Source organism: Halalkalibacter flavus (assembly GCF_036663575.1).
Taxonomy (GTDB): domain Bacteria; phylum Bacillota; class Bacilli; order Bacillales; family Bacillaceae_D; genus Halalkalibacter; species Halalkalibacter flavus.
Map to the genome: position 1 here is coordinate 1 of NZ_JAWRVK010000192.1, position 280 is coordinate 280.

Below are 280 nucleotides of genomic sequence, written 5' to 3' on the forward strand. Positions count from 1 at the left end.
GGAGGAATCGCGAAGAGGAGGACAATGGGAAAATAGAGGTGGTTTCAATGACTACGATGACGGTCCTTGGGAAGGAGGTCCAGGAGGTGGACCATGGGACAACAGCGGTCCAGGATTAGGACCTAGAGGAGGAATCAAACCATTACTGCCGAGTTTAGGACCGCCCGACAGAGGCTTCGGAAGTGGACATGGAGGCAATGGCTGGCAACCACCAACTCATTGTGTTCACATGAGAGGTTTGCCTTTCAGGGCTACCCAAGCAGACATTGCAGAGTTTTTC

1 protein-coding gene is annotated in these 280 nt (G+C 52.5%); it reads left to right on the forward strand.

What is annotated here, in order from left to right; all coding sequences use genetic code 11:
- The coding region (locus tag SAY88_RS24955; RefSeq protein ID WP_332635114.1) for an RNA-binding protein at window positions 1-280 on the forward strand (280 nt) is incomplete at both ends.